Source organism: Ensifer sp. NM-2 (genome assembly GCF_003024455.1).
Taxonomy (GTDB): Bacteria; Pseudomonadota; Alphaproteobacteria; order Rhizobiales; family Rhizobiaceae; genus Ensifer; species Ensifer canadensis.
Window position 1 is genome coordinate 182,693 of record NZ_PVZR01000001.1, and the last position, 14,167, is coordinate 196,859.

Annotated in this window: 17 protein-coding genes; 10 read left to right on the forward strand and 7 right to left on the reverse strand. The window is 61.8% G+C overall.

All coding sequences use genetic code 11. The annotated features are described in order from the left end of the window. Positions 1-35 precede the first annotated feature (35 nt). Together C6558_RS00915 and C6558_RS00920 are read right to left on the reverse strand one after the other, a co-directional pair. Complete coding sequence (locus tag C6558_RS00915) at positions 36-656, reverse strand: transglutaminase-like cysteine peptidase (RefSeq protein ID WP_025425546.1); 621 nt, start codon at positions 654-656, stop codon at positions 36-38. Between the two features lie 287 nt (positions 657-943). Beyond that, a complete protein-coding gene (locus C6558_RS00920; RefSeq protein WP_025425547.1) occupies positions 944-1,753 on the reverse strand; it encodes a carboxylesterase in 810 nt (269 codons plus the stop codon). A 219-nt stretch (positions 1,754-1,972) separates the two neighbouring features. On the opposite strand from C6558_RS00920, the gene infC reads away from it, so the two are divergent. The 7 genes from infC (at position 1,973) to pheT (ending at position 7,731) form a co-directional block, all read left to right on the forward strand. Continuing rightward, on the forward strand, positions 1,973-2,509 hold the full coding sequence (gene infC / locus C6558_RS00925) for a translation initiation factor IF-3 (protein WP_038576631.1): 537 nt from the start codon (positions 1,973-1,975) through the stop codon (positions 2,507-2,509). 65 nt (positions 2,510-2,574) lie between these two features. Further along, entirely contained in the window at positions 2,575-2,724 is a 150-nt protein-coding gene (locus C6558_RS39855) for a hypothetical protein (RefSeq protein WP_156407901.1), read from the forward strand. Between the two features lie 172 nt (positions 2,725-2,896). After that, positions 2,897-3,100, forward strand: coding sequence for a 50S ribosomal protein L35 (gene rpmI / locus C6558_RS00935; protein WP_025425550.1), 204 nt, complete (start codon positions 2,897-2,899; stop codon positions 3,098-3,100). Between the two features lie 39 nt (positions 3,101-3,139). After that, positions 3,140-3,544 (forward strand): 50S ribosomal protein L20, encoded by a 405-nt coding sequence (gene rplT / locus C6558_RS00940; protein ID WP_025425551.1) that lies wholly within the window; start codon positions 3,140-3,142, stop codon positions 3,542-3,544. A 91-nt stretch (positions 3,545-3,635) separates the two neighbouring features. Then, a complete protein-coding gene (locus C6558_RS00945) occupies positions 3,636-4,037 on the forward strand; it encodes a hypothetical protein (protein WP_057212530.1) in 402 nt (133 codons plus the stop codon). 51 nt (positions 4,038-4,088) lie between these two features. Continuing rightward, positions 4,089-5,171 carry a phenylalanine--tRNA ligase subunit alpha gene (pheS, locus tag C6558_RS00950; protein WP_057204340.1) on the forward strand — a complete coding sequence of 361 codons (1,083 nt, stop codon included), beginning with the start codon at positions 4,089-4,091 and terminating at the stop codon, positions 5,169-5,171. Between the two features lie 133 nt (positions 5,172-5,304). Continuing rightward, entirely contained in the window at positions 5,305-7,731 is a 2,427-nt protein-coding gene (pheT, locus tag C6558_RS00955; RefSeq protein ID WP_025425554.1) for a phenylalanine--tRNA ligase subunit beta, read from the forward strand. 60 nt (positions 7,732-7,791) lie between these two features. On the opposite strand, the gene C6558_RS00960 is transcribed toward pheT, so the two are convergent. From C6558_RS00960 to C6558_RS00970, 3 genes are all read right to left on the reverse strand, one after another. Beyond that, positions 7,792-8,148 carry a VOC family protein gene (locus tag C6558_RS00960; protein WP_038575809.1) on the reverse strand — a complete coding sequence of 119 codons (357 nt, stop codon included), beginning with the start codon at positions 8,146-8,148 and terminating at the stop codon, positions 7,792-7,794. 41 nt (positions 8,149-8,189) lie between these two features. Beyond that, positions 8,190-8,549 (reverse strand): nuclear transport factor 2 family protein, encoded by a 360-nt coding sequence (locus C6558_RS00965; protein ID WP_025425556.1) that lies wholly within the window; start codon positions 8,547-8,549, stop codon positions 8,190-8,192. A gap of 105 nt (positions 8,550-8,654) precedes the next feature. Further along, on the reverse strand, positions 8,655-9,650 hold the full coding sequence (locus C6558_RS00970) for an aldo/keto reductase (RefSeq protein ID WP_025425557.1): 996 nt from the start codon (positions 9,648-9,650) through the stop codon (positions 8,655-8,657). Between the two features lie 227 nt (positions 9,651-9,877). On the opposite strand from C6558_RS00970, the gene C6558_RS00975 reads away from it, so the two are divergent. Together C6558_RS00975 and C6558_RS00980 are read left to right on the forward strand one after the other, a co-directional pair. Continuing rightward, positions 9,878-10,768 (forward strand): LysR family transcriptional regulator, encoded by an 891-nt coding sequence (locus tag C6558_RS00975; RefSeq protein ID WP_025425558.1) that lies wholly within the window; start codon positions 9,878-9,880, stop codon positions 10,766-10,768. Between the two features lie 86 nt (positions 10,769-10,854). Continuing rightward, complete coding sequence (locus C6558_RS00980) at positions 10,855-11,499, forward strand: hypothetical protein (RefSeq protein WP_038576634.1); 645 nt, start codon at positions 10,855-10,857, stop codon at positions 11,497-11,499. On the opposite strand, the gene C6558_RS00985 is transcribed toward C6558_RS00980, so the two are convergent. Both C6558_RS00985 and C6558_RS00990 read right to left on the reverse strand, forming a co-directional pair. After that, a complete protein-coding gene (locus C6558_RS00985; RefSeq protein WP_025425560.1) occupies positions 11,451-11,924 on the reverse strand; it encodes a GNAT family N-acetyltransferase in 474 nt (157 codons plus the stop codon). The two genes, C6558_RS00980 and C6558_RS00985, sit on opposite strands and share 49 nt — an antisense overlap. Positions 11,925-11,943: 19 nt before the next feature. Beyond that, positions 11,944-12,894 carry an aldo/keto reductase gene (locus tag C6558_RS00990; RefSeq protein WP_025425561.1) on the reverse strand — a complete coding sequence of 317 codons (951 nt, stop codon included), beginning with the start codon at positions 12,892-12,894 and terminating at the stop codon, positions 11,944-11,946. Positions 12,895-13,171: 277 nt separating this feature from the next. Here C6558_RS00990 and C6558_RS00995 point away from each other — a divergent pair, with 277 nt between their 5' ends. Then, positions 13,172-14,158: a Gfo/Idh/MocA family protein gene (locus tag C6558_RS00995; protein ID WP_025425562.1), complete on the forward strand. Its 987-nt coding sequence runs from the start codon at positions 13,172-13,174 to the stop codon at positions 14,156-14,158. Positions 14,159-14,167 lie beyond the last annotated feature (9 nt).

The following is a 14,167-nucleotide window of genomic DNA, read 5'->3' on the forward strand; positions in this document are numbered from 1 at the left end:
CCGGCCCTTTTTCGTAAAGCGATGATGCTGCGGTATCAGTTGCCGACCGAGCCGACGACCACTTCCGCGCCGTTGTCGATGGTGACCCAGCGACCGCTGTTGAACGAAGCCTGGCGCTTGAGATAACGGTAGGGCGTCTGGGTCCAGAGCCGCACGCCGTTTTCGAGGTTGTCGAGGACGAAATCCCCCTGGGCGGTGCGCACCGTCAGCACGGCATGGCCCTCGCCATCGGGTTTGCGAACGACAGTGATCAGCAGTTCGCTGGGGGAAAAGCCCTTGCGCATCAGACGCTTGCGCTTTTCGAGAACGAAGTCCTCGCAATCGCCGGCGTCCTGCGGGTAGGACCAGACTTCATCCCTGCCGAAGAGTTCCTGATCGGTCACCGGCGTGATTTCGCGGTTCACGGCAGCGTTGACCTGACGGATCGTCGCCCAGCCGCGCTCGGTGACACGCGGCGCCACGCTCGTCTTCGATTTGACGCTGCATTCGCCCTTGTGCTTCTGACAGAACTCGTAATGTCCGATCGGCTGCGAGGTAACCGAGCCGGTCTGCATCCAAGGAGAGGATCCCGCCTGTGCGGGAATTGCCGTGTTCGCTGAAATGAAAAGTGCGCAAAACGCCGCGATACTTCCCTTAACCCCGGTCCAAGACGCCATACAAATCCCCTGCGTGACGCGGTATGCCGGGCTCTTCCTGTCCGGACGTATTCGCGCAATCCTGAGTTGAGGGCAGCTTGTTCAGGTCTTCCGCCTCACGCTGCTCTAATCGTTAATAAAGAGTTAATAGCGTTGGGGTCGGAGAGTCAATCTACTGATTCGGCCATTGGACTTTATGGTTAAAGCCGTTGCCGAAACGCAGCGCAAAGCCCTGCGCAGCAGGCGGTCTGCGGCGCATGGACGCGGAAATTGGGGGTAGAAAGGGCGTCGAGCGCCGGCCTATCGGCTTAAGCCGAAGGCAGCATGTTTCCGATCGCCTGTTTCATTTTAGCAATGTCTTCCTCGCGCGAAAGACGGTGGTCGCCGTCACGGATGAGCGTCATGACGACGTCGTCGGCCGGAAGGTGCTCCATCAGTTTCAGCGCGTGCGTGTAGGGCACATCCGGGTCGCGCATGCCCTGCAGGATGTGAACCGGGCAGCCGGTGGTGATGGTGCCGACGAGCACGCGGTTGTCGCGGCCGTCCTCGATCAGGGCGCGCGTATAGATGTTGGGCTCGGGGCTGTATTCGGACGGTTCCTCGAAATAGCCGCGCTCGGCAAGCGAGTGCCGCTCGATTTCCGTCAGGTTTGGTTCGATGAGTTCGGCGGTAAAGTCGGGAGCAGGCGCGATCAGTACCAACCCGGCGATGCGTTCGCTGAGGCCGCGCTGGCGTAGTTCCTGGATCAGCCTCATCGCGATCCAGCCGCCCATCGATGAGCCGATCAGGATCAGGCGCTGCCCGGGGGCGGCATGTTCGACGACGGCAAGGCTTTCTTCCAGCCAACGCGAGATCGTGCCGTCCTTGAAGGCGCCGCCGGAGGCGCCGTGGCCGGAATAGTCGAAGCGGATGCAGTCGGTTGCCCTGTCTCTCGCAAGCTGCTCGACCTCGACCGCCTTCGTCCCGGTCATGTCGGAGCGGTAGCCGCCAAGCCACACAAGCGTCGGCCGATCGGAGCGCTTTTGTGCCCGCAGGATCCGCATGGCGATGCGGCGACGGGCGGCATCCTTGCCAACCTCGATGAAGGTTGTTTCGGTTTCGGCTGGCGTCGTTTGCATCTCAATTCTCTCCAAATGCCCGGATTGGCGGCGAATTTCTTTCTAAAACAGATTCGTCTTGGCTTCGACAGGTGGTGATTTTCCCTGCGAGCCATGCTATTGACTCTCCCGTCGCAATTCACACATTGCCGTCGGCGGCAGATTGAAGCATTTCGGCCAAGGCCGCGCCGACTAATAATTGAACCGCATTTTCGGAAACAGCTCGAGGAGAGTACGACCATTCGCAGACCGTTCAAAACGGACGCCCCCGTCAAGGAGGGACCGCGCTCAAACAAGGAAATCCGGGTGCCCCGGGTTCAGCTTATCGATGCCGAAGGCCAGAATATCGGTGCCATCCCGATCGACCAGGCGCTCCGCATGGCGGAAGAGGCCGGTCTTGATCTGGTAGAGATCGCACCGAACTCCGAGCCGCCGGTGTGCAAGATCCTCGATCTCGGCAAGCTGAAATACGCCAACCAGAAGAAGGCGGCCGAAGCGCGCAAGAAGCAGAAGATCGTCGAGATCAAAGAGATCAAGATGCGTCCCAACATCGACACGCATGATTATGAAGTGAAGATGCGGGCGATGAATCGCTTCTTCGAAGAGGGCGACAAGGTCAAGGTGACCCTGAAGTTCCGCGGTCGCGAAATGGCGCACCAGGAACTCGGCATGAAGCTCCTGCTTCAGGTCAAGGATGACACCCAGACGATCGCCAAGGTGGAGGCCGAGCCGAAGCTCGAAGGCCGCCAGATGATGATGGTCCTCGCTCCGCGTTGACCGAGGTGTCCGGGCGCAATGTCCGGAAACTGGATCAGGTAGGAAGCCGCCCGAAGGGCGGCTTTTTGCGTTTGAGGGTCCTTGCCATCAGCGCCGATATCGCCGATGCCTATGGCGCGAAGTTGATCCTCGGGCAGTCGCCGCTCGGCGGACTGGAGGCGGTGCTCGCCTTCGAAACGGCCGGCAGGCGCAAGCGTCGGCGCGATCCGGTTTGACGTTGTATGTCGCTTCTATGACGCTTCGTCGATTCCGCAGTTGCGCTTTCGGGGAGGTCCGGGTATAAGCGCCCGTCCGAACGGTCCGGCAGGGCATGCCGTGGCCGTTCTTAACGCTGGAAATGGACCTCGTCTGTCCGTTTCGAATTCTTAAGAAAAATGGAGTAGCAAAATGCCCAAGATGAAGACGAAATCGTCTGCCAAGAAGCGGTTCAAGATCACCGCTACCGGCAAGGTTCGTGCAGCAGCTGCTGGCAAGCGCCACGGCATGATCAAGCGTTCCAACAAGTTCATCCGCGACGCACGTGGAACCATGGTTCTCGCGGAGCCCGATGGCAAGAAGGTCATCAAGAACTACCTGCCCAACGGTCTCTAAGACTTTCAGGCATTTTGGACACGTTAAGGAGATCATGACATGGCACGTGTAAAACGCGGCGTAACCGCTCACGCCAAGCACAAGAAGACACTCAAGGCAGCCAAGGGCTTCTACGGCCGCCGCAAGAACACCATCCGCGCTGCAAAGGCTGCGGTTGATCGTTCGAAGCAGTTCGCTTACCGCGACCGCAAGGTCAACAAGCGCAACTTCCGCGCTCTCTGGATCCAGCGCATCAACGCTGCCGTCCGCGAATTCGGCCTGACCTACGGCCGCTTCATCGACGGCCTGAACAAGGCTGGCATCGAAGTCGACCGCAAGGTTCTGTCCGACATGGCTATCCATGAGCCGGCAGCATTCGGCGCCCTCGTCGAAGCTTCCAAGAAGGCACTTGCCTACCTCAAGGAAGCCGGTACGACCAACGAGTTTGAAAGCGCTGTTCGTTAAGCCAGCGTTTTCCCAAAACCGTTCTTGATTTTTGTTGGGAAACCCGCGCTGGCAGGGCTAGTGCGGGTTTTTCTTATTTGGCGGGACGAAAGTGTACGACGATCGAAAGGGGCCGCTTGCGGTTCGCGAGCTTGACGACGAGGACATGGCGGCTCTGCTGGCAGCACTTGCCGGCGGATCATCCCGTGTCGAACGACGCCAGCCTAGGGATCGTATGGTCTGGATCAAGCGTGACCGGCGCGTTGGCCCGCGTCTCGGACTGCTCTTCCTGCAGATCGCAAGCCGCGCGCTGAAGCCAGAAACGCCGGACCGGGCTTTTGCCGCCTGGAAGCTTGCGGCGCCAGCGGAAGCCGCCGTCGCTCCCTCAGAGATCAAACCGCTCTTTACGCGATTGTTGCCGCAGGCGCGCTTCTTCCTGCGCATCCAGAACGGTCATGACCCCGTGCGCCTCGTGGCGGCGACGGACTCACTGGCGACGCAATCACAATCCTGAAGACAACAACCGATATAGACCGAACCCATTCCCGCATCGAGGCAGGACAGAATGAGCGAACTGGAAACACTGGAACGGACACTGCTGGCGGACATCGATGCCGCCGGCGACGAAGGATCGATCGAGGCGGTGCGCGTCGGCGCGCTCGGCAAGAAGGGCTCGATCTCCGAGCTACTGAAGACGCTCGGCACGATGACGCCGGAAGAGCGCCAGACCCGTGGCGCCCAGATCAACGCGCTGAAGACCACGGTTGCAGAAGCGATCACCGCCCGCAAGTCGGCGTTGAAGGACCAGGCGATCGCCGAGCGTCTGGCCCGCGAAACCGTCGATATCAGCCTGCCGGTGCGCTCGTCCCCGGCCGAACGTGGCCGTATCCATCCGATCAGCCAGATCGTCGACGAGATCACCGCGATCTTCGGCGACATGGGTTTCTCGATCGCCGAAGGTCCTGACATCGAGACCGACTACTACAACTTCACGGCGCTGAACTTCCCGGAAGGCCACCCGGCCCGCGAGATGCACGACACCTTCTTCTTCAATGAAGATGACAAGGGCGAGCGCAAGGTGCTGCGCACGCATACCTCGCCGGTGCAGATACGCACGATGGAGGCGCAGGACCCGCCGATCCGCATCATCATCCCCGGCAAGACCTATCGCCAGGATTCCGACGCCACCCACTCGCCGATGTTCCATCAGGTCGAGGGCCTGGTCGTCGACAAGTCCGCGAACGTCGCCAACATGCGCTGGGTGCTGGAAGAATTCTGCAAGGCCTTCTTCGAGGTCGATCAGGTCACGATGCGTTTCCGCCCGTCGTTCTTCCCGTTCACCGAACCGTCCTTCGAGGTCGACATCCAGTGCGACCGCTCCGGCCCGATCGTCAAGTTCGGCGAGGGCACCGACTGGATGGAGATCCTCGGCTGCGGCATGGTCCACCCGAACGTGCTCAGATCCGGCGGGCTCGATCCGGACGAGTATCAGGGCTTTGCCTGGGGCATGGGTCTCGACCGCATCGCCATGCTGAAATACGGCATGCCGGACCTGCGTGACTTCTTCAACGCCGATGTCCGCTGGATGAACCATTACGGCTTCCGCCCGCTCGACATGCCGACATTGTTCGGCGGCCTCTCGGCCTGATCGCGCTGAAAATTGGAGCATTTCCAGGAAAAGTGCGAAGCGGTTTTCCGCCAGGAAATGTGTAAAAACAAAGGGATAGAGTGTTTCTGCAACCCGGTTTAAGCCGGAAACGCTCGAGGACACAGGTGAAATCATGAAATTCACGCTTTCCTGGCTCAAGGACCACCTTGATACCGACGCTTCGCTGGACGAGATCTGTGCGCGCTTGACGATGATCGGGCTTGAAGTCGAGGATGTCGACGACAAGGCCGCCTTCAAGCCGTTCGTCATCGCCAAGGTCGTTTCCGCCGAGCAGCATCCGAATGCCGACAAGCTTCGGGTCCTGATGGTCGATACCGGCACAGGCGCACCGGTTCAGGTCGTCTGCGGCGCGCCGAACGCCCGCGCCGGCCTCGTCGGCGCCTTCGCCGCATCGGGCACCTACGTGCCGGGCATCGACGTCACGCTCTCCGTCGGCAACATTCGCGGCGTCGAAAGCCACGGCATGATGTGTTCGGAAAAGGAACTCGAGATCTCCGACGACCACAACGGCATCATCGACCTGCCGGATGATGCGCCTGTTGGCACGAGCTATGCGGCCTATGCCAGCCTCGACGATCCGATGATCGAGATCAACCTGACGCCGAACCGCCCGGATTGCACCAGCGTTTACGGCATCGCCCGCGACCTCGCAGCCTCTGGCCTCGGTACGCTGAAGGCCCGCGCGGCACCCGCCTTTGCGGTCGAAGGCGAGACCCCGGTCAAGCTGACGATCGACCTTGGCGAAGATCGTCACCTTTGCCCAGGCTTCGGCCTGCGGCTCGTGCGCGGCGTCAAGAACGGCCCGTCGCCGAAATGGATGCAGCAGCGGCTGCTGTCGATCGGTCTTCGTCCGATTAACGCGCTGGTCGACATCACCAACTACATGACCTTCGACCAGGGCCGGCCGATGCACGTCTTCGACGCGGCCAAGGTTACGGGCAACCTGACTGTGCGCCGCGCCAAGGAAGGCGAAACCGTGCTTGCGCTCGACCAGCGCGAATACAAGCTCGGCCCGAACAACGTCGTCATATCAGACGAAAAGGCCATCGAGTCGATCGGCGGTATCATGGGCGGCGAACACTCCGGCTGCGATGAGAACACCACAGACGTGCTGATCGAATCGGCGCTCTGGGACCCGATGAACATCGCCAAGTCCGGCCGCACGCTCGGTATCATCACCGACGCGCGCTACCGCTTCGAGCGTGGTGTCGATCCGGAATACATGGTGCCCGGTCTCGAGCGCACCACCGAACTGGTCCTCGAGCTTTGCGGCGGCAAGCCGGCCAAGGCAGAAGTCGTCGGCTATGCCGGCTATAGCCCGAAGATCGTCGATTTCCCGATGTCCGAGGTCAAGCGCCTGACGGGGCTCGAGGTTTCCTCGGAAGAGAGCGTCACGATCCTGAAGAAGCTTGGCTTCGGCGTCCAGGGCTCGGGCGAGCGCGTCAACGTTTCGGTGCCGTCCTGGCGCCCGGATGTCGACGGCAAGGCCGATCTCGTCGAAGAGGTCATGCGCATCCACGGCGTCGACAACATTGTTGCAGCACCCTTGCCGAGCCATGGCACCGTCAATGGCAAGATCCTGACGACGCTGCAGATCCGCACCCGCCTTGCCAAGCGCGCGTTGGCGAGCCGCGGCATGCTGGAGGCCGTCACCTGGTCGTTCATTTCCGAAGACCAGGCGAAGCTCTTCGGCGGCGGTCAGCCGGCGCTGAAGCTTGCCAACCCGATCGCGGCCGATATGTCGGACATGCGCCCGTCGCTGTTGCCGGGTCTCCTGTCGGCGGCACAGCGCAATGCCGACAAGGGCTTTGGCGACGTTGCGCTCTTCGAAGTCTCCGGCACCTATGAAGGCGATGGCCCGGATCAGCAGCGCCGCGTTGCCGGTGGCGTACGCCGTGGCACCGCATCGCTCAACGGCGCCGGTCGTCTCTGGTCGAATGCTGCCAAGGGCGGCGGCAAGCCGGTCGACGTCTTCGACGCCAAGGCCGATGCGATCGCGGTCTTGGAAGCCTGCGGCGTGCCGATGGGCAATGTCCAGTTCGAAGCCGGCGGTCCCGCCTGGTATCATCCCGGCCGTTCCGGCACGATCAAGCTCGGTCCGAAGATCGTGCTTGGCTCCTTCGGTGAATTCCACCCGAAGACGCTTGAGGCGCTCGATGTCTCCGGTGCACTCTGCGGCTTCGAAATCTATGTCGACGCCATGCCGGAACCGAAGAAGAAGGCGACCCGCACCAAGCCGGCACTTGATCTTTCGCCGTTCCAGGCGGTCAAGCGCGACTTCGCCTTCGTCGTCGACAAGGGCGTCGAGGCAGGTGCCATCCTGCGTGCAGCCTCCGGCGCCGACCGCAAGCTGGTGACCGGCGTCAGCGTCTTCGACGTGTTCGAGGGAGCGTCCCTTGGCGAAGGCAAGAAGTCGATCGCCATCGAAGTGACGATCCAGCCGGTCGAGCGCACGCTGACCGACGAGGACTTCGAGGCTTTGACGGCCAAGATCGTCGCCAACGTCACCAAGACGACAGGCGGCGTGTTGCGCGCCTGAAGGCCGTTCGGTTTATAACCATGGCAAAGGCCGCTGCTTGCAGCGGCCTTTGCCATGCGGCTAACCAATGCGTTGCATCAGCTCGATCCGGTTGCCGAAGGGATCGCTGACGTAACACCTGGCATATCCGGCAAGTGGCGCGTCACGCGTGATCGACACGCCGGAGGCTTCGAGTCGCAAAAGGAGCAGGGCAAGGTCGTCGACAAGGAAGGCGGGATGAGCCTTGCGCGCAGGCGAGAAAGCCGGGTCGATACCGAGGTGAATTCTTGCCTCTCCTCGCTCGAACCAACAGCCACCACGTCCGGCAAGGTTCAATGGTTTCTGCACCTCGGTTAGGCCGAGCAGCCCTTCATAGAAACCCCGTGCTACATCCTCCATCCCGGCAGGCATGGCCAGCTGGACATGGTCGAGCGCCATGATTTGACCTATGGCCTCGAGGCTCCCGCTTGATCCCGCCATCAGGCGTGAAGGTGGTAGATCTTGTTGACGATCACCCAGCGCCCGTCGATCTTGACCAGCGACAGATAATCGGAAAAGCGTTCGCCGGCGAAGCTGTCGATCACCTTCACCGTTGCCGCATCGCCGGTAATGTCGGTCATCTCCACATCCATCTCCGGCTGGCTCCCGGGCGGCGCGGCCCCCTGGTCCAGAACCGCCTTGATGAAGCCGTCGCGCGTCATCCATTCGAGCGCGCCTCTGTAGTTGCCGATGATCGCCGCGTCTGGGTGAAACGCCTTGCGCAACGCACCTTCGTTGGCAAAGGCCATGCCGTCCACATAGAGATGCACCACCGCGCTGATCGCCTGCTCGTCGGACATTCCCGATCCTCCGAAATTGTTGGTCACGACAGGAAAGGTAGTGCATCCGGCTGAAAATTCGATGGGTGAATGCCCCGCCTCGGCAAGGAGGCGGGGCATGCGCGTTCAACGATTGGTGAGCGCCAGCGATGCTTCCGTATAGCGCTTGCCAGCAACGAGCGCCGGCGACAGCGCATCGCCGAGCCGGGCAAGTTCGTCAGCGCTCAGCACGATATCGGCCGCGGCCGCATTCTGCTCCAGGTGGTGGAGCTTGCGCGCGCCGGGGATGGGCACGATGAAGTCGCCCTGATTGATCACCCAGGCGAGCGCCAACTGGGCGGCGGTTACGCCTTTTTCGCGCGCGAGCGCTTCCAGCGTTTCGACAAGGGCGGCGTTGGCGCCGAGGTTTTCCGCCTGGAAGCGCGGCAACGAGCGACGGAAATCGTCCGCTGCAAGATCGTCAGCCTTGCGGATCGTGCCCGTCAGCATGCCGCGCCCAAGCGGGCTATAGGGCACGAAGCCGATGCCGAGGTCGCGGCAGGTCGCCAGCACGTCCTCTTCCGGGTCTCGCGACCAAAGCGAATATTCGCTCTGGACCGCCGCGATCGGATGCACCTTGTGGGCACGTCGGATCGTTTCGGAACTTGCCTCGGAAAGCCCGAGCGTGCGCACCTTGCCCTGGCGCACCAGATCGGCCATGGCGCCGACGGTTTCCTCGATCGGAACCCCGGGATCGACGCGGTGCTGGTAGTAGAGGTCGATCACATCGATCCCAAGCCTCTTCAGCGAGGCGTCAGCCACGGCCCTTGCGTTTTCCGGTCGACCGTCGATGCCTTTGATCGCCTCGGCCGCTGGTTTGCCGGGCTCTATGCGGAAGCCGAATTTAGTCGCGATCGTGACCTTGTCGCGTAGCGGCTTCAACGCCCGGCCGACAAGCTTTTCATTCTCGTAAGGGCCATAGACTTCGGCCGTGTCGAAGAAGGTGACGCCGAGGTCGACGGCGCGCTGCAGCGTGCGGATCGATTCCGCCTCGTCGGCGCCGCCATAGGCAAAGCTCATGCCCATGCAGCCAAGACCAATGGCGGAGACGGTCAGTTCATTCCCGAGTTTGCGGGTCTTCATGTCATGTCCTTTCGGGGTAGGGGCGACCATGCAGGCGCGCCAGGGTGGCCCGCGAACGCATCGAAACGCCCGGTATTCGTCGGCGCTTGGCCAGTCGGCTCCAAGCGGCGTCCTGCATGCCGCTCTTCCCGGTGCCGTCTGGCTACGACGATGATCAAAGGATAGGGCCGCAGCATGCGGTTGAAAATCTCTGTCAACTCTCACGGGCTGTTCTATTATTTAGATCAATGAACAGGACCCAGCTTTCCCAACTCGCCGTCCTTGCCGCGGTTGCCGCCCATGGCAGCTTCCGTGGTGCCGCCCGCGAGCTTGCCATCGCACCATCGGCCGTCAGCCACGCGGTCGGCAGCCTTGAAGCGAGCCTTGGTGTGCGGCTTTTATCGCGCACCACCCGCAGCGTCGCGCCGACCGAGGAGGGGCGGCGCCTCCTTGAACGACTGGCACCGGCGCTCGACGAGATCGCCCACGCGCTGGAGGCTGCCACGGACACGCGCGACCGTCCGGCCGGCAATCTGCGCATCACGGCGCCGCGATTTGCCGCCGATCTTATCCTGGCGCCCCGGCTTGGTGCCTTTCTCAACCGCTACCCGGAGATCGTGCTGGAAATCGCCAACGAGGATGGTTTCACCGACATCGTCGAACAAGGCTACGACGCCGGCATCCGACTCGGCGAAAGCCTCGAAGCCGATATGATCGCCGTCAAGGTCGGGCCGGAGCTGGAAAGTGCGGTTGTTGCATCGCCCGATTATTTCGAGCGTTTCGGCCGCCCCTTTCATCCGAGCGATCTCGCCGGCCACCGCTGCATCCGGCGACGCTTTTCCAATGGCACGCTCTATCGCTGGGAGTTCGAGAGGCACGGCGAGGAATTGACGGTTTCCGTCGAGGGGCCGTTAATCCTTGGGGAAGACCGGCCGATTATCAAGGCGGCGATGGGTGGAGCAGGGCTTGCCTATCTCTTCCTCTCGCGGGTGGAAACGCCAATCGCCGAAGGGCGGTTGATCCGCGTGCTCGAGGATTGGTGCGCGCCCTATGCCGGCCCGTTTCTCTACTATCCGAGCCGGCGCCAGATGCGCCCGGCCCTTCGCGCCTTCATCGATTTCTTCAAGCATGCGAGCTAGGCCGGTTGATGGCCCTCATCAACGGCTATCGGCGTTTGCATCGGACTTGCAATCGCCGGTCGGCCGGGCAAAGTCGCGCTGACGCGGTGTGTCACGAGGGGAAGCGCAGTGAAGAAACCGCATTGGAAGATCTCGGGCGCGTGCGGCTGTCGAAAAACTTCTTCTTGCGCGAGTTCCTGCATTCGGAGATCGCCGATTTTCATCGTATCCCGAATATACCCGATGATCCCGAGCTGGCGATCGAGGCCGGGCGGCGGTTGTGCGAGGAGCTACTGGAACCGCTGGAAGCGACCTTCGGCCGTTTGACCATTCGCTCCGGATACCGAAACCGCGCGGTCAACGGTTTTGGCAATGCCCGCGGTCTCAACTGCTCGAGCAATGCGGCGTCGGCGGCCGATCACATCTGGGACATGCGCGATGCGGACGGCTGCATCGGCGCATCCGCCTGCATCGTCATTCCCTGGGTCTGGGACCGTCGCCACGAGCTCGGCGGCTGGCAGTCGATCGCCTGGTGGATCCACGACCATCTGCCCTATTCATCGCTCTGTTTCTTTCCGAAACTCTGGGCGTTCAATATCCAATGGCACGAGCGGCCGGCGCGCCGGATCCGAAGCTTCGCCGAGCCGCGCGGGATGCTGACCAAGCCCGGCATGGCGAACCAGCACGGCAGCCATCATGCGTTCTACGCACTCTTGCCCGAGCCGGTGAACGTGCCGAAAGTCAACTTGTAGCGCACGTGGTCGTCGGTTGCCGAGTAGCGGTCGTAGAGACGGCGCGCCACGGCATTGTCGCGTTCGGTATACCAATAGAGCCGGTCCCAGTCCGACGCCTGGCAGAGCGCGATCAGGTCGTCGATCATGGCGCGGGCGACGCCTTGGCCGCGCGCTGATGGATCAACGTAGAGATCCTCGATGTAGCAGATGGGGTGTCGGAAGAAGGTCGCGAGCTGTTCCTGGCAGATCACGAAACCGACCGGTTCGCCATCGAGGATCGCCAGCCGGGCAAAGAGCGGTGCAGCGGGATCGATGAGGCGGCTCCAGGTCAGACTGACGATGTCCTCCGCCAGCTCAATGCCGGAAAAGGCGACATAGCCGGCCCACAGGCGGCGCCAATGCGTTTCGTCGCTGGCGGTCGCCGCCCGTATGCTCAATGCCATCGTCCTTGCCTTGCTCCTGCTATTCGCTGACGTCGTTGAGCTGTCGAATTGCCTCGTCGCTCAAGGTCAGCTGGGTCGAACGGATGAGGCTCGTCAACTGGTCGAGATTGGTGGCGCTGGCGATGGGAGCGGTGATGCCCTTGCGGTTTCGCACCCAAGCGAGCGCAATCTCGGCCTGCGTTGCTCCGGTCTCTTCAGCGATTTCGTCGAGCACGCCGAGGATGCGCATGCCGCGGCCGTCGAGATATTTTTCGACGCCCGAGCCGCGCGCCGACCCTTCAAGGTCCTTGTGCGTGCGGTATTTGCCCGAGAGGAAGCCGCGCGCCAGGCCGAAATAACTGATGACGCCGATCTCTTCGCTGACGCAAAGATCGCGCAACGGCCCGTCGAAACTGTCGCGATCGTAGAGATTGTATTCCGGCTGCAGCACCGCATAGCGCGGCAGGCCGCCATTGGCGCTGACATCGAGCGCTTCGCGCAGCTGCAGCGAGTTCAGGTTCGAGGCGCCGACGGCGCGCACCTTGCCCTCAGACAAAAGCTGGTCATAGGCGGCAAGTGTTTCTTCGTAAGGCGTTTCGGGGTCTGGCCAGTGCGAGAGGTAAAGGTCGATATAATCAGTCTGCAGCCGCTTCAGTGAATCCTCGACCGCCTGCAGGACCCAGCGGCGTGACAGGCCCTTGCGGTCCGGCCCAAGCTCGGAACCGACCTTGGTAACGATCACAGCCTTGTCGCGGCTGTGGCCGGACTGTTTCAGCCATTTGCCGATGATCGTCTCGGATTCGCCGCCCTGGTTTCCTGGTGCCCAGGACGAGTAGACGTCAGCGGTGTCGATGGCATTAAGGCCGGCATCGAAGAAGGCGTCGAGCAGGGCGAAGGACGTCTTTTCGTCAGCTGTCCAGCCGAAGACATTGCCGCCGAAGACAAGCGGCGCGATTGAAAGGTTAGTGCGGCCAAGTCTGCGTTTTTCCATGGTTTCGCTCCATTGGACTGGATGAAAGCAAGTGCGCGATCGGGAGGATGCCGGCACGAACATAAGGCAAGCGAACAAAGCTTGTCACCTGCCGCCGGTCTTTTTTATCGGTCGTCGCCGCTTGATAGGTACGCACCTCGCCGCTACGGCGCCGCGCGTCATATGACGCGCTAAAGGCGCTGTAACGCTTTAAACTGCTGCATGATTTTCTCCTTAAATCGATTCCGGTTTAAGGAATCATGCAGTAGTCTCAGCCGCCAAATCAGGGAGCCCCGCTATGTTTCGTTTCGGAATTCTGTCCACGGCCAAGATCGGCCGCGATCTCGTCGTGCCCGCCATTCAGGACGCCGAGAACTGCGTCGTTTCGGCAGTCGCCAGCCGCGACCTCGCAAAGGCGCGCGCCATGGCCGACCGCTTTTCCGCGCCGCACGCCTTCGGATCCTATGAGGAGATGCTCGCCTCCGACACGATCGATGCGGTCTATATCCCGCTGCCGACCTCGCAGCACGTGGAGTGGACGATCAAGGCTGCCAATGCCGGCAAACATGTGCTCTGCGAAAAGCCGATTGCGCTGCGGGCATCCGAGATCGATGCATTGATCGCGGCGCGCGATCGCAACAAGGTGCTGATCGCCGAAGCCTTCATGGTCACCTACAGCCCCGTCTGGCGCAAGGCCCGCTCGCTGCTTGCCGAAGGGGCTATCGGCCGACTTCGACACGTGCAGGGTGCCTTCACCTATTTCAACCGCGACCCCGGCAACATGCGCAACATTCCGGCACTCGGTGGCGGCGGCCTGCCGGATATCGGCGTCTACCCGACGATCACCACGCGCTTCGTGACGGCCAAGGAGCCGGTGCGCGTGCAGGCAAGCACTGATCGCGACCCGGAATTCGGCACCGACATCTATTCGAGCGTGCGCGCCGACTTCGGTGATTTCGAACTGAGCTTCTATATCTCCACGCAGCTTGCCGCCCGCCAGGTCATGGTCTTCCACGGCGACAAGGGTTTCATCGAGGTGAAATCGCCGTTCAATGCCGACCGCTACGGGCGCGAGGAAGTGGAGCTCACCAACCAGAACCACGCCCAGTCGCAGCTCTTCCGCTTCCAGGATGCACGCCAGTACAAGCTGCAGGCGGAAGCGTTTGCGCGCGCTGCAAAGGGCGAAGCCGAGGAAGTGGTCACGCTCGAAAACTCGCGGCTCAACCAGAAGCTCATCGATGCGATCTACCGCGCCAGCGACAAGGACGGCTGGGAAAAGATCTGAGCCGGCTAA

Coding starts and splice junctions, on each gene's coding strand:
- C6558_RS00915 (WP_025425546.1), bottom strand. CDS start 656: ATGGCGTCTTGGACCGGGGTTAAGGGAAGTATCGCGGCGTTTTGCGCA.
- C6558_RS00920 (WP_025425547.1), bottom strand. CDS start 1,753: ATGCAAACGACGCCAGCCGAAACCGAAACAACCTTCATCGAGGTTGGC.
- rpmI (WP_025425550.1), top strand. CDS start 2,897: ATGCCCAAGATGAAGACGAAATCGTCTGCCAAGAAGCGGTTCAAGATC.
- rplT (WP_025425551.1), top strand. CDS start 3,140: ATGGCACGTGTAAAACGCGGCGTAACCGCTCACGCCAAGCACAAGAAG.
- pheS (WP_057204340.1), top strand. CDS start 4,089: ATGAGCGAACTGGAAACACTGGAACGGACACTGCTGGCGGACATCGAT.
- pheT (WP_025425554.1), top strand. CDS start 5,305: ATGAAATTCACGCTTTCCTGGCTCAAGGACCACCTTGATACCGACGCT.
- C6558_RS00960 (WP_038575809.1), bottom strand. CDS start 8,148: ATGGCGCTCGACCATGTCCAGCTGGCCATGCCTGCCGGGATGGAGGAT.
- C6558_RS00965 (WP_025425556.1), bottom strand. CDS start 8,549: ATGTCCGACGAGCAGGCGATCAGCGCGGTGGTGCATCTCTATGTGGAC.
- C6558_RS00970 (WP_025425557.1), bottom strand. CDS start 9,650: ATGAAGACCCGCAAACTCGGGAATGAACTGACCGTCTCCGCCATTGGT.
- C6558_RS00975 (WP_025425558.1), top strand. CDS start 9,878: ATGAACAGGACCCAGCTTTCCCAACTCGCCGTCCTTGCCGCGGTTGCC.
- C6558_RS00985 (WP_025425560.1), bottom strand. CDS start 11,924: ATGGCATTGAGCATACGGGCGGCGACCGCCAGCGACGAAACGCATTGG.
- C6558_RS00990 (WP_025425561.1), bottom strand. CDS start 12,894: ATGGAAAAACGCAGACTTGGCCGCACTAACCTTTCAATCGCGCCGCTT.
- C6558_RS00995 (WP_025425562.1), top strand. CDS start 13,172: ATGTTTCGTTTCGGAATTCTGTCCACGGCCAAGATCGGCCGCGATCTC.